Source organism: Bacteroides xylanisolvens XB1A (assembly GCF_000210075.1).
Lineage (GTDB): Bacteria > Bacteroidota > Bacteroidia > Bacteroidales > Bacteroidaceae > Bacteroides > Bacteroides xylanisolvens.
This window is the reverse complement of record NC_021017.1, coordinates 3,717,601-3,736,583: the sequence shown is the minus strand read 5'-3', so window position 1 is coordinate 3,736,583 and position 18,983 is coordinate 3,717,601. Positions and strand designations below refer to the sequence as shown.

At 41.4% G+C, this 18,983-nt stretch carries 16 protein-coding genes; 8 read left to right on the top strand and 8 right to left on the bottom strand.

Translation table 11 applies throughout. From position 1 onward, the window contains the following. Positions 1-319: 319 nt before the first annotated feature. The 5 genes from mdh (at position 320) to BXY_RS14460 (ending at position 6,540) form a co-directional block, all read left to right on the top strand. Positions 320-1,261: a malate dehydrogenase gene (gene mdh / locus BXY_RS14480; RefSeq protein ID WP_004297234.1), complete on the top strand. Its 942-nt coding sequence runs from the start codon at positions 320-322 to the stop codon at positions 1,259-1,261. 272 nt (positions 1,262-1,533) lie between these two features. After that, the gene (locus tag BXY_RS14475) at positions 1,534-2,997 is read left to right on the top strand and encodes a TolC family protein (protein ID WP_134993613.1); all 1,464 of its coding nucleotides are present in this window, start codon (positions 1,534-1,536) and stop codon (positions 2,995-2,997) included. Between the two features lie 106 nt (positions 2,998-3,103). Next, positions 3,104-4,096, top strand: a complete 993-nt coding sequence (locus BXY_RS14470) for an HlyD family secretion protein (RefSeq protein ID WP_008776703.1) — start codon at positions 3,104-3,106, stop codon at positions 4,094-4,096. Positions 4,097-4,098: 2 nt separating this feature from the next. After that, a complete protein-coding gene (locus BXY_RS14465; RefSeq protein WP_015532297.1) occupies positions 4,099-5,280 on the top strand; it encodes an ABC transporter permease in 1,182 nt (393 codons plus the stop codon). Next, positions 5,281-6,540 (top strand): ABC transporter permease, encoded by a 1,260-nt coding sequence (locus BXY_RS14460; protein WP_004307831.1) that lies wholly within the window; start codon positions 5,281-5,283, stop codon positions 6,538-6,540. It begins immediately after the preceding gene. Positions 6,541-6,690: 150 nt separating this feature from the next. Here the strand turns inward: BXY_RS14460 and BXY_RS14455 are convergent, their stop codons facing one another. Then, entirely contained in the window at positions 6,691-7,254 is a 564-nt protein-coding gene (locus tag BXY_RS14455) for a porin family protein (protein WP_004307830.1), read from the bottom strand. A 397-nt stretch (positions 7,255-7,651) separates the two neighbouring features. On the opposite strand from BXY_RS14455, the gene BXY_RS14450 reads away from it, so the two are divergent. The 3 genes from BXY_RS14450 to BXY_RS14440 all read left to right on the top strand — a co-directional run bounded on the left by BXY_RS14450 (position 7,652) and on the right by BXY_RS14440 (position 11,959). Beyond that, positions 7,652-8,017, top strand: coding sequence for a BlaI/MecI/CopY family transcriptional regulator (locus BXY_RS14450; protein ID WP_004307829.1), 366 nt, complete (start codon positions 7,652-7,654; stop codon positions 8,015-8,017). Positions 8,018-8,035: 18 nt separating this feature from the next. After that, a complete protein-coding gene (locus tag BXY_RS14445) occupies positions 8,036-9,853 on the top strand; it encodes a M56 family metallopeptidase (RefSeq protein WP_015532295.1) in 1,818 nt (605 codons plus the stop codon). 192 nt (positions 9,854-10,045) lie between these two features. Next, positions 10,046-11,959: a TlpA family protein disulfide reductase gene (locus BXY_RS14440; protein WP_015532294.1), complete on the top strand. Its 1,914-nt coding sequence runs from the start codon at positions 10,046-10,048 to the stop codon at positions 11,957-11,959. 331 nt (positions 11,960-12,290) lie between these two features. On the opposite strand, the gene BXY_RS14435 is transcribed toward BXY_RS14440, so the two are convergent. The 7 genes from BXY_RS14435 to BXY_RS14405 all read right to left on the bottom strand — a co-directional run bounded on the left by BXY_RS14435 (position 12,291) and on the right by BXY_RS14405 (position 18,967). Continuing rightward, a complete protein-coding gene (locus BXY_RS14435) occupies positions 12,291-13,391 on the bottom strand; it encodes an Mrp/NBP35 family ATP-binding protein (protein ID WP_004309381.1) in 1,101 nt (366 codons plus the stop codon). A gap of 94 nt (positions 13,392-13,485) precedes the next feature. After that, positions 13,486-14,244 carry a tRNA (guanosine(46)-N7)-methyltransferase TrmB gene (gene trmB, locus BXY_RS14430; protein WP_004309382.1) on the bottom strand — a complete coding sequence of 253 codons (759 nt, stop codon included), beginning with the start codon at positions 14,242-14,244 and terminating at the stop codon, positions 13,486-13,488. A 112-nt stretch (positions 14,245-14,356) separates the two neighbouring features. Continuing rightward, the gene (locus tag BXY_RS14425) at positions 14,357-14,980 is read right to left on the bottom strand and encodes a DUF975 family protein (protein ID WP_009038989.1); all 624 of its coding nucleotides are present in this window, start codon (positions 14,978-14,980) and stop codon (positions 14,357-14,359) included. A 45-nt stretch (positions 14,981-15,025) separates the two neighbouring features. Continuing rightward, positions 15,026-16,057 (bottom strand): branched-chain amino acid aminotransferase, encoded by a 1,032-nt coding sequence (locus BXY_RS14420; RefSeq protein WP_255344217.1) that lies wholly within the window; start codon positions 16,055-16,057, stop codon positions 15,026-15,028. 39 nt (positions 16,058-16,096) lie between these two features. After that, entirely contained in the window at positions 16,097-16,306 is a 210-nt protein-coding gene (gene xseB, locus BXY_RS14415) for an exodeoxyribonuclease VII small subunit (protein ID WP_004314727.1), read from the bottom strand. Positions 16,307-16,366: 60 nt separating this feature from the next. Beyond that, a complete protein-coding gene (xseA, locus tag BXY_RS14410) occupies positions 16,367-17,599 on the bottom strand; it encodes an exodeoxyribonuclease VII large subunit (RefSeq protein ID WP_015532293.1) in 1,233 nt (410 codons plus the stop codon). A 12-nt stretch (positions 17,600-17,611) separates the two neighbouring features. After that, positions 17,612-18,967 carry a S8 family peptidase gene (locus BXY_RS14405; protein WP_015532292.1) on the bottom strand — a complete coding sequence of 452 codons (1,356 nt, stop codon included), beginning with the start codon at positions 18,965-18,967 and terminating at the stop codon, positions 17,612-17,614. Positions 18,968-18,983: the final 16 nt, after the last annotated feature.

The following is an 18,983-nucleotide window of genomic DNA, read 5'->3' as shown; positions in this document are numbered from 1 at the left end:
TAGTTATTCTTGCGGAACACTATAGTGGAACGAAATAATAGTAGCGAACGAAGTAACTCCGAATAGACAAGCAATTATAAAAAAATAGCTGAATGAATCATTTGCCATAATAGTACATTCTTACGCAGCTACATTCTGTATATAACCATGCAAAAAACAGCTTCTTCCACCCAAACTTTTTATCATACCTATATATTATCGGGAACTTCGACCTTTAACTAAAATTATTACGGAAAAATTTCTTTAATTAGGATTATCGTTGTAATTTTGTCGCGCTAAAAGATAAAACAAATTATCAACTTTTTAAATATATAGTATTATGTCAAAAGTAACCGTAGTAGGCGCAGGTAACGTAGGTGCTACATGTGCAAATGTACTTGCTTTTAATGAAGTAGCAGACGAAGTAGTAATGCTGGACGTTAAAGAAGGCGTTTCAGAAGGTAAAGCAATGGATATGATGCAGACAGCTCAATTGTTGGGTTTCGACACTACATTGGTAGGCTGCACGAACGACTATGCTCAAACTGCTAACTCTGACGTTGTTGTGATTACTTCAGGTATTCCTCGTAAACCGGGTATGACTCGTGAAGAACTGATCGGTGTGAACGCTGGTATCGTTAAATCGGTAGCAGAAAACCTGTTGAAATATTCTCCTAACGCTATCATCGTTGTTATCTCCAACCCAATGGATACAATGACTTATTTGGCATTGAAAGCTCTGGGCTTGCCGAAAAACCGTGTGATCGGTATGGGTGGTGCTCTGGATAGCTCTCGTTTCAAATATTTCTTGTCTCAAGCTATCGGTTGCAACGCTAACGAAGTAGAAGGTATGGTTATCGGTGGTCACGGTGATACTACGATGATTCCTTTGACTCGTTTCGCTACTTACAAAGGTATGCCTGTAGCTAATTTCATCTCTGCAGAGAAATTGGAAGAAGTTGCTGCTGCTACTATGGTAGGTGGTGCTACGCTGACTAAATTGCTAGGTACTTCTGCATGGTATGCACCGGGTGCAGCAGGAGCATTCGTAGTTGAATCTATCCTTCACGACCAAAAGAAGATGGTTCCTTGTTCTGTATTATTGGAAGGTGAATACGGCGAATCAGATCTTTGCATCGGTGTTCCTGTAATCCTTGGCAAGAACGGTATCGAAAAGATCGTTGAACTGAACCTGAACGAAGACGAAAAAGCTAAGTTCGCAGCTAGCGCAAAAGCTGTTCACGGAACTAACGCTGCTTTGAAAGAAGTAGGTGCTCTGTAATTAAAATCCCCTTACTTTATATATCAAGAAAGGCTGTTCCTCGCCATGAGGAATAGCCTTCTTTCTTTTCAACAGAATCCATCCCCACTATATTTCTAAAAAAAGCTAATTCGTTTTGAGTTCTCACAGAAAGCACATACATTTGCATCGTTGTTTATGCAATTATTGTTTAAGTAAACAAGTACAAAAAAACAGACTACTTCAATAAACAAATTACATAAGAACCGGGTTATTAAATATAGAAGTATCACCTTATTAATATGCAAGATGCGATGAAAAAAGTATTTCTTCTGACAATTCTGCTAAGTCTCACTTTCATAGGAAAAGCGCAGAACTTTCTAAGTCTGGATAGTTGCCGCGCATTAGCTCTTGCCAACAACAAAGATTTGTTGATAAGCAATGAGAAGATAAATGCTGCTCATTATCAACGGAAAGCTGCATTTACGAATTATCTTCCCAATTTCTCGGCAACCGGAGCTTACATGAGAAACCAGAAAGAGTTTTCATTATTAAACAACGACCAGAAAGCTGCGCTTTCAGGACTAGGAACTAATCTGGCAGGCCCTATCCAACAGGCTGCAACCGAGATTGCAACAGCACATCCTGAATTAAAACCACTTATTGCTTCCTTAAGCGGAAAACTAGGAGCGGCTCTGCCTGCTCTCGACCGAGCGGGAAACTCTTTAGTGGATGCGCTCCGCACAGACACCAGGAATGTCTATGCAGGTGCTCTTACATTGACACAGCCTTTATATATGGGTGGAAAAATCCGGGCGTACAACAAAATAACAAAGTATGCCGAAGAGTTGGCTCAAGAACAACACCACGGTGGCATGCAGGAAGTAATCATGAGTACAGACCAGGCTTATTGGCAAGTTATTTCGCTGGTTAATAAGAAGAAGTTGGCGGAAGGTTATTTAAAGCTCTTGCAACAGCTGGACGGTGATGTGGAAAAAATGATTAATGAAGGAGTAGCCACCAAAGCGGATGGCTTGTCTGTACGCGTCAAGGTGAATGAAGCAGAAATGACACTCACCAAAGTGGAAGATGGATTGAGCCTTGCCCGAATGTTGCTGTGCCAACTATGCGGTATTGATCTTAGCTCCCCCATCACGCTAGCAGATGAAAATATGGAAGATATTCCATTACTGACAACAGACCCTCATTTCGATTTATCTACCGCTTATGAGAATCGTCCGGAAATACGTAGTCTCGAATTAGCGACACAGATTTATAAACAGAAAGTAAACGTAACCCGTGCCGAACATCTTCCTTCTATCGCATTGATGGGGAATTATATGGTAACCAACCCTTCTGTCTTCAACAGCTTTGAAAACAAATTCAAAGGCATGTGGAATGTGGGAGTGATGGTACAGATACCTATATGGCACTGGGGAGAAGGTATTTATAAAACGAGAGCGGCAAAAGCCGAAGCCCGCATTGCACAATACCAGCTTCAGGACGCACGCGAAAAAATAGAGTTGCAAGTCAATCAAGCCGCTTTCAAGGTAAAAGAAGCAGGTAAGAAACTGGTTATGTCTTCCAAAAACATGGAAAAAGCGGAAGAGAATCTGCGCTATGCAACGCTTGGTTTTAAAGAGGGAGTGATTGCCACAAGTAATGTTCTTGAAGCACAAACGGCATGGCTGTCCGCTCATTCAGAAAAGATTGACGCACAAATAGATGTGAAGTTAACAGAAATCTATCTGAAGAAATCTCTGGGAACACTGAAATAAATAAAAAGCAGAAAAATAAAGTAAAGAACCCAATCAGAAACAACCCAATCCCTAACCAACTCACAATCCATAAAACATAAATCATAAATCATAATTCATAAATCATATGGCACCTATAAAATCACAAAACAGCAATATGCTGCTTGCATTCCTTACTCTACTTGGAGTTATTGCAATCGTTGCAGTCGTTGGCTTCTTCATGCTTCGCAAAGGTCCTGAAATTATACAGGGACAGGCTGAAGTTACCGAGTATCGCGTTTCGAGCAAAGTTCCGGGACGTATATTGGAATTTCGCGTGAAAGAAGGACAAAGTGTCAATGCCGGAGATACGCTGGCTATTTTGGAAGCTCCTGACGTAGTGGCAAAAATGGAACAGGCACGTGCTGCCGAAGCTGCCGCACAGGCACAAAACGCAAAAGCAATCAAAGGCGCGCGTGAGGAACAAATCCAGGCAGCATACGAAATGTGGCAAAAAGCCCAAGCAGGCGTCACCATTGCCGAAAAATCATATCAACGTGTAAAGAACCTCTATGAGCAGGGAGTAATGCCTGCACAGAAATTGGATGAAGTCACTGCGCAACGGGATGCAAGCATTGCTACAGAGAAAGCAGCCAAAGCGCAATATACTATGGCAAAGAACGGAGCGGAACGTGAAGACAAGATGGCCGCGGAAGCTTTGGTAAACCGGGCAAAAGGTGCTGTTGCCGAAGTAGAATCGTACATAAAGGAGACTTATCTCATAGCTCCGGCTGCCGGAGAAGTTTCAGAGATTTTCCCGAAGGTAGGCGAATTGGTAGGTACTGGTGCTCCCATCATGAATATCGCTGAACTCAACGATATGTGGGTAACATTCAATGTACGCGAAGATTTGCTCAAGAACCTGACGATGGGGTCGGAGTTCGAAGCTATCATTCCTGCTCTGGATAATAAAAAGATCCAGCTCAAAGTATATTATCTGAAAGACTTAGGCACTTATGCTGCCTGGAAAGCAACCAAAACGACCGGACAATTTGATCTGAAAACATTCGAGGTGAAAGCTTCTCCGGTAGAGAAAGTGGAAAATCTCCGTCCGGGTATGTCTGTTATCATTGACAAGTAACCATGAAAGAGAGAGAAAAGAAATATATAGCTTTGTGGCAGGTTATGCAAAGAGAGTGCCGGCGATTGGTATCACGCCCGCTCTATCTCTTCTGTATGGTCATTGCCCCGCTGTTTTGTTATATATTCTTCACCACTTTAATGGATTCGGGGCTTCCCAAGGATCTTCCTGCGGGAGTGGTGGACATGGATGATTCGTCTACTTCCCGTAATATTGTCCGCAATCTGGATGCTTTTTCGCAGACAGGGGTTGTAGCTCATTACAGCAATGTAACAGATGCGCGTATTGCCATGCAGGAGGGAAAAATCTACGGGTTCTTCTATCTCCCCAAGGGTTTATCGGCAGAGGCACAAAGCCAACGGCAGCCAACGATCTCTTTCTATACCAATTACTCATACCTGATTGCAGGCTCTCTATTGTTCAGGGATATGAAAATGATGGGAGAACTCACCTCAGGAGCCGCTGCAAGGACCATGTTATATGCCAAAGGTGCAACAGAGGATCAGGCTATGGCATATCTGCAACCGATTGTTATCGATACACACCCACTGAATAATCCGTGGCTAAACTATTCGGTATACTTATGCAATACACTGATACCGGGAGTACTCATGCTATTAATATTTATGGTAACTGTCTATTCAATCGGTGTAGAAATCAAAGATCGTACGGCTCGCGAATGGTTACGAATGAGTAACAACTCCATTTATATTGCATTGGCCGGGAAGTTGCTTCCCCACACTGTAGTCTTTTTCATTATGGGTATATTCTATAATGTATACCTGTATGGATTCCTGCATTTTCCTTGCAACAGCGGTATATTTCCGATGATATTTGCCACGCTCTGTCTTGTACTGGCATCCCAATGTTGTGGTATTGTCATGATAGGAACCCTGCCGACTCTACGACTCGGATTAAGTTTTGCTTCCCTGTGGGGAGTCATATCGTTCTCCATTTCCGGATTTTCATTCCCGGTCATGGCTATGCATCCTGTTTTACAGGCTTTGAGCAATCTATTCCCGTTGCGGCACTATTTCCTTATTTACGTGGATCAGGCGCTCAACGGATATAGTATGGCTTACTCATGGACCAACTATATGGCACTATTAATATTCATGATGCTCCCCTTCTTCGTGGTTCACCGCCTGAAGGAAGCATTGGTTTACTATAAATATATACCCTAAATGAAAGATATAAAATTAAAAGATAAGATAGCTCAAGGCATCAATGACCTGTTTTATATCTGGAAACGGGAGTTTCAGACAACTTTCCGCGACCAGGGGGTACTGATATTCTTTATACTCGTCCCGTTAGGTTATCCGTTGCTATATAGTTTCATCTATGATAACGAAGTAGTGCGTGAAGTTCCTGCTGTTGTTGTTGACGATTCACATTCATCTCTTAGCCGCGAATATCTCCGCAAGGTAGATGCTACGCCCGATGTTAAAATCGTCTCCTACTGTGCCGATATGGAAGAGGCCAAACAAATGCTGAAAAACCGGCGTGCATACGGCATCATTTATATCCCTTCGGATTTTAGTGACAATATTGCCAAAGGAAAACAGACACAAGTGAGCATCTATTGCGACATGAGCGGATTGTTGTATTATAAATCGATGCTTCTTGCCAACACAGCGGTTTCTCTGAATATGAATAAGGATATCAAGATTGCACGCAGTGGAAATACAACCGACCGGCAGGATGAAATCACCGCTTATCCGATCGAATATGAAGAAATCTCTATCTTCAACCCGACTACCGGATTCGCTGCTTTCCTAATTCCTGCAGTACTAGTATTAATTATCCAACAAACATTATTACTTGGTATCGGTCTCGCTGCGGGAACAGCTCGTGAAAATAACAGGTTTAAGGATCTCGTGCCTATTAACCGTCATTACAACGGAACGCTACGAATTGTATTAGGAAAAGGCTTGAGTTATTTCTTGGTCTATATATTGGTAGCTTTCTACGTACTTTATGTGGTCCCAAGATTATTTAGCCTCAACCAGATCGGACAACCCAGTTCATTAGTATTATTTGTTGTCCCCTACCTTGCGGCTTGTATTTTCTTTGCCATGACAGCTTCCATTGCTATCCGCAACCGGGAGACGTGTATGCTGATTTTTGTATTCACGTCAGTCCCCTTGTTATTTATTTCCGGAATCTCTTGGCCGGGAGCAGCTATTCCCCCGTTTTGGAAGTATGTATCTTACATCTTCCCCTCTACCTTTGGAATTAACGGCTTTGTAAAAATCAATAATATGGGAGCTACTCTTAGTGAAGTAGCTTTTGAATATAAAGCTTTATGGTTGCAAGCCGGCATTTATTTCCTTACCACCTGTTGGGTATACCGCTGGCAAATACTAATGAGCCGCAAACATGCAATAGAGCGATACAAAGAATTAAAAGAGAAAGAAAACTTATCCAAGCAGATAAGTGATTAATGAGTGAAAATTACAAGAGAGAGAGTTTACGGTGTATCCTTTCCATAGAGGGTATGCCGTTTTTTTTCGAATAAGAATATAAAAATCCCCCGTTCCAAGAGAGTATAGAACGAGGGATTTTAGAGATATTATAAAGAGAGTATAATAAGTTTAGAACTTGTAACCTACACCGATAGAGAAGTTCATGTTCTTCGGAGCGCCGTCACCATCAGCAATTTTAGTTAATCCAAATTCTCCAGATAAGTCAATAAAGAATTTATTAATTTCATAAGCAACGCCTACACCGAGACCAGCATCAAATCTCTTCCACCCATCATCTCCAAAAACATCATCCTTTTCATCAACTCCATCATATTTATATTTACCTGCAACACCAAATGCAAAATAAGGACCTGCTTTTACCACGATATTCTGATTATCAGCAATGGCAAATCTTGCTGCTGCCAATATCGGCAATTCTAAATACATTGGATTACACTTCACACCATCAGCTTTATAACCTTTAGAAGTAAACATCAAAGATGGTTGAACAGACCACATTTCCGTAAATGCATATTCTGCACCTACACCAACATTAAAACCAATCTTCATGTCTGTGTCTACATCACCTGTAAGATTACTCATATTCATACCTACTTTGGCATTCCAAGAAATCTGAGAATAAGAAACGATAGAAACAAGTGCAAATAGCACAAAAATCAAACCTTTTTTCATATCATTCATTTTTTAGTTGCCTTCCTCTTCCCTCTGGTTAGCATTGTTAGTTAATAGTTTTGTTTTAAGTGCGGGGAATTATTCGCAACCGGTTAAAGCATTGAAACGCACCCTTCCACATTTAACGTATATTTTGTAGCCGCAAATATATTTCATTTATTTTATATAAAAAAATCCTAGATACTCTCTTTTTTGCATAAATGTTATTAAAGTGTGACTATTTAGGCAAAAACAATGCTCATCCGGTCTGTTTTTATGCCTAAATATTTTCAGGATCATATCACAATTAAAATATTCTTGCAAGATTTATACATTTACAATTATTAACCGACTAACTATTGCGTATTTACGAAATATTCGTAGATTTGCGAAGTATTCGTAATTAAACAACATCTCCATGGAAAAGTTAACTATACAAGAAGAAGAAGTAATGATCTACATTTGGGAGTTACAATGCTGTTTCGTAAAAGACATTGTTGCAAAGTATACGCAACCGGCACCTCCTTATACCACAGTAGCATCTATCGTAAAGAACCTTGAGCGGAAAGGATATGTCACGCCGAAACGTGTGGGTAATACCTACCAATATACTCCCGCCATTCGTGAAAATGAATATAAACGTCATTTCATGAGCGGTGTAGTTCGTAACTACTTTGAGAACTCTTACAAAGAAATGGTTTCTTTCTTTGCCAAAGACCGGAAGATTTCGGCCGATGATCTCAAAGATATTATCGATCTTATTGAAAAAGGAAAAGAAGATTAATAGAAAACATTCATCATCATGACTCCGGAACTAGCTTATTTTCTAAAGATAAATGTAGCGATAGCACTGTTCTACGCATTCTATCGGTTGTTTTTTCACAAAGACACCTTCTTCCATTGGCGCAGAATGGCTTTGTTATGTTTCTTTGCCATCTCTTTGCTTTACCCTCTACTGAATATCCAGGGATGGATAAAAGCTCACGAACCGATGGTGGCAATGGCAGATCTTTATGCAACCATCCTGCTTCCGGAGCAAGTTGTGACTCCTACACAAGAGACTGTCATAAATTGGCAAGAGGTTATCATACAGTTCGCTAAAATTATTTATTGGAGCGGAATGTTATTACTTACCGCACGTTTCTTCGTACAACTGGGTAGCATCATCCGATTGCATTTCCAATGCTCAAAAAGCAATATACAAGGAGTACGCGTACATCTATTAAAAAAAGAAACAGGTCCTTTTTCTTTTTTCCACTGGATATTCATACACCCGCAATCACATACGGAATCTGAAATCAGTGAAATCATTACGCATGAAGAGACACATGCCCGTCAATACCATTCGGTGGATGTACTTTTCAGCGAAATAATGTGCATATTCTGCTGGTTCAACCCATTTATCTGGTTAATGAAACGAGAAGTCAGAGGAAACCTCGAATACATGGCAGACCATCGTGTATTAGAGACGGGACATGATAGTAAATCATACCAGTACCACTTATTGGGACTGGCACATCACAAGGCTGCAGCAAATTTATCAAATAGTTTCAATGTTTTACCACTCAAAAATCGTATTAAAATGATGAATAAACGAAGAACGAAAGAAATAGGAAGAACAAAATATCTGATGTTTCTTCCCTTGGCTGCCATCTTGATGATTGTCAGTAACATCGAAATGGTAGCACGTACTACTGAAAAATTTGCAAAAGAAATGATGGGACAAATAACGGAAGAAGTTGCCATGCAAGCTGAAACCACAAATATTCCCGAACTTTCTACAAGAGAAATTCAAAAAATCACTCTTCCGCAAGGTACAAAAGGAAAGGAAGTAACGGAAACACAAATCAAGAGTGTACCGGATTCAGTTGTCTTTCAGGTTGTAGAAGAAATGCCGGATTTTCCGGGAGGGATGAAGGCATTGATGGATTACTTGTCGAAGAATGTCAGATATCCGGCTGAAGCACATGAAAATGGCATACAAGGACGTGTAATTGTAAGCTTTACCGTTAAAAAGGACGGAAGTATAGCCAACACAAAAGTAGAACGAAGTGTCAATCCGTATCTCGACAAAGAAGCCATGCGTGTCATTGCTGCCATGCCTAAATGGCAACCTGGCAAACAAAGAGGGGAAGCAGTAAATGTAAGATTTACAGTTCCCGTTGCTTTCAGACTATCCGATCCAGAACCACCCAAGGCCGAAGAGATCAAACAGTCTGATCTGGACGAAGTAGTTGTAGTGGGATACGGTCCACAGGAAGATTCAACTCCCGGTGCAGTAGGTGTGAAAGGAGAAAACGCAGATCAGGCTTTCACTGTAGTAGAAACAATGCCCAAATTCCCGGAGGGACAAGCCGGGTTGATGCGTTATCTTGCTAGAAGTATCAAATATCCTGTCATTGCTCAAAAAAACAAAGAACAAGGCAGGGTAATCATACAAATGATTATCGGAACAGACGGTAGTTTGTCAAACGTAAAAGTATTACGTAGCGTATCTCCGTCACTGGATGCAGAAGCCATCCGTGTAGTGGGCAACATGCCTAAATGGGAACCGGGAATGCAAAAAGGACAGGCTGTTCCTGTTAAGTATACCCTCCCTATCACGTTCCGGTTACAATAAATAACTTCCCCGATACCGCTCCCTTTCCTCATCGGTGAGGAACGGGGCGTTCATCGGTGGGGGAACCTTCTCCTCCCCGGTGCCGGACATATCTTTCCCCGGTGCCGTAAAAAGTCATTTCTTTTTCAGCTTTTTGCAAGGATAGTTATAAAAAGATCCTTATATTTGTTCGTGTAATAAAACATTATTCACATGAAAAGATTCGCATGGATTATTGGTTTAATATTCTGCACAATCTGCACCATACAAGCCAAAGACAGAGTTATCGAGCGGCCTCCTTTTCTAGCATGGAGCTCCAATAGTATTGAGATTGATAAAATTGTCATGAGTGATACCGTGACAACAGTGTATATAAAGGCTTTTTATCGTCCGAAATACTGGATTAAAATAGCAACGGGCAGTTTTCTGAAAGATAATAACGGAATGCTTTATCCTATCCGAAAGGGAGTTGGAATCACATTGGATAAGGAATTCTGGATGCCGGAATCGGGAGAAGCGGAGTTTCAACTCTTATTTCCCCCAATACCTGAAAATGTAACCAGTCTGGATTTCTCGGAAGGGGACTTCGACGGGGCCTATAAGATATGGGGAATACAATTAGACAAAGATACATTCTATAAACAAAAACTTCCCAAAGAAGCAGTCGTACACAAAATAAACAAGAAAGCGATATTGCCTACTCCAAAGTTGGTTTATGGGACTGCTACACTCAAAGGGAAAATGCTGGACTATCAGAAAGAGATGATGCAACAAATGAAGATGCATATAGAAAGCCCTGCATTGAATGTCCACAACGAACAGAATATCATAAAGATCAAAGAAGACGGCACTTTTCAGGCGGAGGTCAAAATAACGTCCGTTACAAGTGTATCATTAGAACTTCCTTTTGGCTGGATCGAGTGTCTGATAGCTCCCAACGAAGAGACATCGCTCATCATCAATACAAAGGAACTATGCCGTAGACAGGCGCATCTGCAAAAAAAGGATAAAACGTATGGAGAACCTGTATACTTTAATGGTTATCTGGCTAGTCTGCAACAAGAATTAGCTTCCGTAGATATAGATATTGTGTTGAAAAGAGTTTATTACATGGATATGTATAACGACATTGCCGGGAAAAGCGCAGATGAATACAAGGCTTATGTATTGGAGCGTCTTCCATCCATTCGAAAAGAAATTGCACAATCCCCATACAGCAATGCGTGTAAAGAGCTATTAAATATTCAGGTAGATCTGGCAGCGACTGGTAAAATCGCCATGACGGAGAGAGAACTAAAATCAGCATATATCGCTGTTAATAAACTGAATAAAGAACAGACTGACGACTATTTCTACAATACCCGCATTGATATTCCTACAGAATACTATGACACATTGAAAGAGTTCACTTCTATCAACACTCTGAAAGCGCTATACGGTAAATATTACGCATCAACAATATACTTGATAAGTTTTCTGCCAAATTCTTTAGATGTACTTAAAGAGACACTGGGAACGGGACAGGGACCCTTATTCGATAACATTAAATTTAATAAGCTGTATCAATCCATAAAGGATTTTACCCCGTTAACAACAGAGCAGAATGCCGAACTAAAAACTTTTTCTTCCCCGGCATACGCAGAGATGCTTACTCAAACGAACAAAGAAATAATAAAGAAAATAGAATTAAACAAAAGAAAGACAGGCTTCACTGTAAACGAGACGGGACAAGTCTCCAATGAGGACTTATTCCCATCCATTATCTCTAAATTCCGTGGACACACGTTGTTAGTCGATTTTTGGGCAACTTGGTGTGGCCCTTGTCGCACAGCCAATAAAGCCATTACTCCAATGAAAGAGGAATTAAAAGACAAGGATATTATCTACCTCTACATCACAGGCGAAACTTCACCCAAAGCCACCTGGGAAAATATGATTACCGACATTCATGGTGAGCATTTCCGTGTGACAAATGAACAATGGAGTTTTCTGATGTCCAGCTTCAATATCCGGGGAGTTCCCACTTATTTTATTGTTGATCCGGAGGGTAATATCACCTTCAAACAAACTGGATTTCCCGGAGTAGACACCATGAAAAAAGAGCTTATGAAAGCTTTGAATAAGTAATTCGAACGTTAAAAAGATAGTGACGGTATATGCTTAGGATAGTGACGGTATATGATAATGATACCGTCACTATTTCTATCGGATAGCGTCACTATCTTGTAGAGGAAAATCCGCCAACAACAATTGCTATATAAGTATGTCATCATAATTAGTTTATATAATATATTTAGGCACGGATTACGCGGATTATAATATAAGATTATTTTGCAAGAATACGTAATCCTAAAAATCAATAAATAAACGAGCCTCCATAGTCTTTGAAAAGACTACAGAGGCTCGTTTTATATCCTATGGATAACTTACTGCAAAGCTATCCAACTCCAGATTCCACTTATTTATGCATTTCCACGATTTGAGTCGGCGCCATCTCTACATTCCGTCGATCTACTTGGCGAACGACACTGGCAGCCAGGGATAAGAAAGCACGTCCGGTTACGGAATCTTCATCCAACGCAACAGGTGTACCATTATCTCCCCCTTCGCAAATGCTTTGTACGATAGGTATCTGTCCCAACAAAGGAACATTCATCTCTTCAGCCAGTTTCTTTGCGCCTTCTTTTCCGAAGATATAGTATTTATTTTCGGGAAGTTCGGCAGGAGTAAACCAAGCCATATTTTCAACCAAACCAAGGATAGGTACATTTACCTTATCATTGGTAAACATATTGATTCCCTTACGGGCATCTGCCAAAGCCACTGCCTGCGGAGTGCTGACAACAATCGCCCCTGTCATGGCCAGCGTTTGAACAACTGTCAAATGAATATCACTGGTTCCGGGAGGAAGGTCTATCAGAAAATAATCCAACTCTCCCCAAGCTGCATCAGCAATCAACTGTTTCAACGCATTACTAGCCATTCCACCACGCCACAAAGTTGCCTGATCCGGATCGACAAAGAAGCCGATAGATAATAATTTCACTCCATATTTTTCTACCGGAATAATCATGTCACGACCGTCGATACGTTCAGCATAAGGGCGTGCATCTTCCACCTGAAACATCTTCGGCATAGAAGGACCAAAAATATCAGCATCAAGCAAACCTACTTTATAACCTAATTTAGCCAAAGCAACAGCCAGATTCGCAGACACCGTAGACTTGCCTACTCCACCTTTACCGGAAGATATGCCGACTATATTCTTCACTTGCGGAAGGAGCTTGCCAACTTCCGGACGGGCAGCTTGTTTACTTTCCGCTGTGATCGTTACCTGCACATCAGGAGAGACATACGTATGGATAGCTGTTTCCGCAGCCTTCAACATTGATTTCATAAACGGATCAGTCGGTTTCTCAAAGATCAATGAGAAGCTGACAGTCATGCCATCAATACGGAGATTATCGGCAACCATCTCCGCTTCCACCAGATTCTTTCCCGTACCGGGATAACGCACCGTTGCCAATGCATCTAATATCAATTTAGGATAGAGAGTCATTTTATTTACTATTTGACGATTTACTATTTACAATTTAAAATCACCATTCGATTAAGTGTCAGTTCACTTTAAGGGCGATTGTTACTGCACAAAACTATTTACTTGTACTTAATCCGCTACGTTTGCTACGATTGTAACTACGATAAGGATCAAGTTCTATTTCTACATCCGGTTCTTGCAATTGACCTTCCTGCGGAAGCCGGAATTTGATATACTTAATAGCTAAACCACGATCGAGCCATTGTTGTTCATAATAAGTCTTGATACCGAGAATATCATCTACCAAATCGGAATGATATAAATCTTCGGTCATAAACTCAACGGGAAGACGGTTCGCTTCAATCATGTATTTTGTATAGGTAAACATGAAGTTGCTGTCCGTTTTCAGGTGGATAATGCCATTCGGCTGCAAGAATTTACGGTACCGTTCCATAAAATAGGTGGAAGTCAATCGCTTGGTTGCTTTCTTCATTTGCGGATCAGAGAAGGTAAGCCATATTTCACTTACTTCGCCTTCGGCAAAAAAACGTTCAATGATTTCAATATTGGTACGCAGGAAAGCGACATTCTTCATTCCGGCCTGTAATGATTCCGTTGCTCCCGTCCACATACGGGCACCTTTTATATCAACTGCTATAAAGTTCTTTTCGGGAAACATTTTACCCAAGCCGACGGTGTACTCACCACGTCCGCAGCCTAGTTCGAGCACAATCGGATGATCGTTTTTAAAAAACTCCTTATGCCATTTCCCCTTCATGTCAAAAGGCACGTTATCTACTGCCGAATAAGGATATTCGAACACGTGTGGATAACTCGCCATATCGGCAAACTTTTCTAATTTATTCTTTCCCATATCAATCCTGATTAGGCCGCAAAGGTACTGATTTTGACGCAACTGACAAAAAGAAATGGAGCACAGATTTCTCTATGCTCCATTCTTCTATAATATTGAATGATTCGTGTTATTAAATCTCAACATTCACTTCAACGTTTACTTCTACATTTCCACCTTGTTGTGCTTTCAAATCTTCATAGAAAGCAGCATGAGCAACCTGCACATAAGGTTGCAGGAAAAAGAATCCGATACCGAAAGTAAAGAGAGAAAGGATAGCCCAACCGATAAAGCTCAAATCAAGCATGAACAGTTTCATCTTGTTGTTTTCCATCATAGCCATACTTTTCTCAATAGCTGCATTGTTTTTCATTTCGGGTTCTTCTTTCAAGATATAGTCGGTCATTGCATAAGAATAGTGCTTAATAATTCCTGGTACAACCAACAGCAACATCCACAAAGCGGTATAGATACCCTGTAGCAACTTCGTTACAAAAATACGTCCATAGTCCTGGAAGCCTTCGAATAACACTCCGAAATCAATTTCTTTACCTTTGAATACACCAAGCATCACGATAGCAAAGCCGTATGCAACCGGTAGTCCGACAAACAATGAACATAATCCGCCAATCACAGGAATAGCAGATAATCCACCGGCAATAACTGAATAAATAAGTGCAGCAACGGCTGCCATAGGCCACTTTCCTCGAAGTGCCTCACGCGCCTGAGCACGCAGTTCTGAGTTTAGTTTTAACATAGTGAATAATATTAATTGATAAATGTGTTATTTCATAATATATCGTCATTCTACAATCGTCACCCAGCCATGTGTATCCGGCTCGTCGCCATACTGAATTCCACGCAGCTTATTGTACAATTTTGTACAGATAGGTCCCGGCTTACCATCTTTAGAGATAACGTATGATTTTCCGTTTTCCAAATCATCGATACGCTGAATCGGGCTGATTACTGCGGCAGTACCACAAGCACCTGCTTCTTCAAATGTTTCCAGTTCTTCTTCCGGTATCGGACGGCGTTCCACCTTGATACCCATGTCTTCTGCCAACTGCATCAAACTTTTATTGGTAATAGAAGGCAGAATAGAAGTTGATTTCGGAGTGATATAAGTATTATCTTTAATACCGAAGAAATTGGCAGCACCACATTCATCAATATATTTCTTTTCTTTCGCATCAAGATAGAACTCGCAGGAATACCCCAGATCGTGTGCTTTCTTGTTAGCACGAAGACTGGCTGCATAGTTGCCACCTACTTTATAAATACCTGTTCCATGAGGAGCGGCACGATCGAACTCACGAATGATAACGTACGGATTGGTAGAGAAACCACCTTTGAAATATGGACCTACCGGAGTTACGAACACAACAAACATATACTCTTCAGCAGGATGTACACCTACTTGGGCACTTGTTCCGATCAACAGCGGACGAATGTAAAGAGAAGCACCGGTTTCATAAGGAGGGATAAAACGTTCATTCAGTTTTACGACTTTCAAAATTGCTTCTTTAAACCGTTCTGTCGGAAGTTCTGCCATCAAAATTCCCTGGCAAGTAGATTGCAGACGGGCTGCGTTTTCTTCCAAACGGAAAATACGTACTTTACCATCCTTTCCACGGAATGCTTTCAGCCCTTCAAAGGCTTCCTGACCATAGTGTAAACAGGTTGCCGCCATGTGCAAATTAAGGTGTTCGTCACTACTAACCTCTAATTCTCCCCATGCACCATTACGGAAGTTGATTCTCACATTGTAATCTGTCTTCATGTATCCGAATGACAGATTCGCCCAGTCTATTTCTTTCATATTGTTATGTATTAGTTTATTTTCTATTGCATTGAAACGCAAAAATAACTTTTATTCTTCAGATAGCCTCTTTTCTTGCAATAATTTTTCGACTTCCCGGTCGGCTTTTGTCAGTTTATCCTTGCAAAAAGCAATAATCTCATTGGCTTCTTTTATTTTCTCACTCAAAATGTCGATATCCAGTTCGTTATTATCTATCTGGCGAACGATCTTTTCGAGACGTTCCATTGCTTGGGAATATGTTTCTTTTTTTGCTGCCACGATGATTGATATTTAATGGTTAATGATGAATGTTCTTACAAATACACAGTCGACGGATAGTTACTTTTCCACCACAGATTGCACTTCTCCTTTCAGCAACCGGGTTGTCAAGCGATCTCCCGGTTTCAGCGAAGATGCATCTGTCACCGCTTTCCCGTCTTTGATTGTAATACTGTATCCCCGGCTCAAGAGTTTATCCGGAGAGGCGTCTGCTATTCGCTGTTGTAAAAGTTCCAGCCGGTGAGACTGACGGGCCAACAATGCTTTCGCCACTTGTGATAAATCCTTCTTTGCTGCCAGCAAAGAAAAACGAGCATCCGCAAGTTTGCGGTGAACAAGATTGGGAATACGGATTTGGAGCGCCTCCAGCCTTCGTTGTTCCTGCTCAAGAAGCATATAAGCTCCCTGTTGAAGACGTACAGATAATTCTTCCAGATGCTCTGCTACTTCCGTTACCTGATGAATCAGAAGCTCGGCAGCAGCCGTAGGAGTCTTTACCCGGGTATGAGCCACAGAGTCAAGCACTGTATCATCGCGTTCATGACCAATACCGGTAATGATAGGTAATGGAAATTGCGCACATGCAGCTGCTAGTAGATAAGTATCAAAACCGGATAAATCGGAAGTAGCCCCACCTCCACGAATAATGACCACTACGTCAAATTCATTGATGCGGGCATTGATACGGTCTAAAGCCGCCAATACAGACTCTTCAACTTGATTGCCTTGCATTAAAGCCGGAAAAAGTTCTGTATAAAAATAGAATCCGCTCGGGTTGTGCTGTAACTGATGACAGAAATCTCCATATCCGGCTGCAATAGCCGAAGAAATGACGGCAACACGCTGAGGAAGAACCGGCATTTCAAGTTCTTTATTCAACGTCAAGACTCCCTCCTCTTCCAACTGCAATAATATTTCCCGACGACGGCGAGCCATATCTCCCAATGTATAGGCAGGATCAATATCAAGCACCGTCAAACTGTAACCGTATAACTCATGAAACTGAACAGTTACTTTCACCAGCACTTTAATACCGGAGGTAAACAGTTGCCCGGTACTTTCCTCAAAGTAGGGTTTCAGCAAGCGGTAGATATTATTCCAAATCATCCCCCGTGCTTTGGCTACGAGATTATTACTACGAGGATCTTTCTGCACAAATTCCAGATAACAATGCCCCGTCGTATTGGAACGGACATCGCTCAACTCTGCCTGTATCCAATATTCATCGGGCAGGCATTGCTCCAGACTACGGCGGACGAGTGAATTCAGTTCTAAAAGGGAAAGAGAATCCATAAAAAAGAACAGTTAACGTTGAGTTGATTGATATGCCTTCCACAAATCGGGAATACCATATCCATATATATTATCCGGGAAATCAGCTCTATCACCTGACTGACGTACCAAATCAATAATCTGCTTTGCCGTCAGCTTCGGACAAGCCTGCCACAAGCAAGCTACCATACCGCACATAATCGGAGAAGCAAAAGAGGTTCCATTGGCGCGACGAAGATTTCCATCCGTTCCCATCACATCCGAATTTAGACCGACAGCCACTACGTCCGGCTTCACACGTCCGTCAGCCGTATTTCCTACAGAAGAAAACGGCGCCAGTTCTCCTCTTTTTGTTACAGCTCCTACAGTTATGATATTCTCCGCATCTCCCGGAGGAGTAATCTTCTTCCACGAACCCGCGCCCGAATTTCCGGCACTGCACACAACTACCATTCCTTTATCGGCAGCCTTCGCAGCTTCACGGGACATCAATGCATAATGCCCATTCAAGTCACGGTATCTATAATTCTTCGCAGGATCATCAAATGAGTAGTAACCAAGCGATGTATTCACCAAATCCACTCCTACACTATCGGCAAACTCGATAGCTGCCGCCCAATAATCCTGCTCTACCAAATTTTCCGAATATTCGTCTTCACTACGCAGCAACCAATAAGAAGCTTCAGGAGCAGTGCCAATCATCACATGTGGCTGGTTCATAGCCATACAGGACAATACAGACATTCCATGACTGCTTTCTGCATAAATATCTGCCTCCGGATTCACAAAGTCACGCACACCGAGAATACGGATATTTTTCATGGCATCAATCTTATCCACATTATGGAATCCGGCATCAATTACGGCAATGGTCATTCCCTGACCCTTAAAGCCGGCATCATGCAGGAGATCGACGCGGCTCATAGCCGCTTGCGTGATTGCAGGACCGTAAAGGCTATCGGTGCGCAACGGTTTATTTATCAATGAGTCTCTTTGAAATGCTCTTTGCGTGATACCTTTCCACACCCTTTCTGTAGAACGTACAAAAGGCAGTTGAGCTATTTTGCTGATTAAAGTACTGTCATTACAAGAAACAGTAACGAAATTATCCCATTTCCCGGTCACAAGTACATGAACACCAGTTTTTCGTATGGCATCTACATACGTCCTGCAAACCGGTAAATCGGTAGAATCAATGGGCAATCCCTGTTTTTTTCTCCGCTCAATAGATTTCTTAGACAAATACTTTTCCGGTTTCTGCAAAGAATAGTCCGTAGCCGCTTTGTCTTTCAGACTAATCCGGTATTTTAAGGTATCTCCCGGAATAAATTGGGCAGATACCCCCAGATACATATTTAGAGCGAAAATCAATACTATAAACTTCTTCATAAATTATCTTTCTATT

Excerpts from the sequence above, each read along its gene's own strand:
- BXY_RS14440 (WP_015532294.1), top strand. The coding sequence starts at position 10,046 with ATGAAAAGATTCGCATGGATTATTGGTTTAATATTCTGCACAATCTGC.
- BXY_RS14445 (WP_015532295.1), top strand. The coding sequence starts at position 8,036 with ATGACTCCGGAACTAGCTTATTTTCTAAAGATAAATGTAGCGATAGCA.
- BXY_RS14470 (WP_008776703.1), top strand. The coding sequence starts at position 3,104 with ATGGCACCTATAAAATCACAAAACAGCAATATGCTGCTTGCATTCCTT.
- BXY_RS14405 (WP_015532292.1), bottom strand. The coding sequence starts at position 18,967 with ATGAAGAAGTTTATAGTATTGATTTTCGCTCTAAATATGTATCTGGGG.
- BXY_RS14475 (WP_134993613.1), top strand. The coding sequence starts at position 1,534 with ATGAAAAAAGTATTTCTTCTGACAATTCTGCTAAGTCTCACTTTCATA.
- mdh (WP_004297234.1), top strand. The coding sequence starts at position 320 with ATGTCAAAAGTAACCGTAGTAGGCGCAGGTAACGTAGGTGCTACATGT.
- BXY_RS14425 (WP_009038989.1), bottom strand. The coding sequence starts at position 14,980 with ATGTTAAAACTAAACTCAGAACTGCGTGCTCAGGCGCGTGAGGCACTT.
- BXY_RS14460 (WP_004307831.1), top strand. The coding sequence starts at position 5,281 with ATGAAAGATATAAAATTAAAAGATAAGATAGCTCAAGGCATCAATGAC.
- BXY_RS14465 (WP_015532297.1), top strand. The coding sequence starts at position 4,099 with ATGAAAGAGAGAGAAAAGAAATATATAGCTTTGTGGCAGGTTATGCAA.
- BXY_RS14435 (WP_004309381.1), bottom strand. The coding sequence starts at position 13,391 with ATGACTCTCTATCCTAAATTGATATTAGATGCATTGGCAACGGTGCGT.
- xseA (WP_015532293.1), bottom strand. The coding sequence starts at position 17,599 with ATGGATTCTCTTTCCCTTTTAGAACTGAATTCACTCGTCCGCCGTAGT.
- BXY_RS14455 (WP_004307830.1), bottom strand. The coding sequence starts at position 7,254 with ATGAAAAAAGGTTTGATTTTTGTGCTATTTGCACTTGTTTCTATCGTT.
- BXY_RS14450 (WP_004307829.1), top strand. The coding sequence starts at position 7,652 with ATGGAAAAGTTAACTATACAAGAAGAAGAAGTAATGATCTACATTTGG.
- trmB (WP_004309382.1), bottom strand. The coding sequence starts at position 14,244 with ATGGGAAAGAATAAATTAGAAAAGTTTGCCGATATGGCGAGTTATCCA.